Below are 235 nucleotides of genomic sequence, written 5' to 3'. Positions count from 1 at the left end.
CAGTAGACCTGGCGAAGGATTTAAGCTGCGCAATAGAGTAAGCGCCGGGGTAATCTGCGCAGGCGCCAACCCTGTGTGCTCAGTCAGCGCCTTGATATTATTACTGACCAGATGCTCACTGGCGGACAATAGCGCTTGCGCTTCTTCTAGATAGCGAGTATCAGCATCGAGCTTGGCCAGCTGAATCGCTAAGCACTCACTCAGATTGCGCGCACCAACGCCTAAAGGGTCACAC

General features: G+C 54.0%; 1 protein-coding gene. It reads right to left on the bottom strand.

The window, feature by feature from the left end:
* The coding region (locus AAEZ18_RS19725; protein ID WP_502935426.1) for an RNA polymerase factor sigma-54 at positions 1–235 on the bottom strand (235 nt) is incomplete at both ends.

This window comes from Pseudoalteromonas sp. 19-MNA-CIBAN-0066 (assembly GCF_040308705.1).
Lineage (GTDB): Bacteria > Pseudomonadota > Gammaproteobacteria > Enterobacterales > Alteromonadaceae > Pseudoalteromonas > Pseudoalteromonas nigrifaciens.
This window is presented reverse-complemented; position numbering and strand designations above follow the sequence as displayed.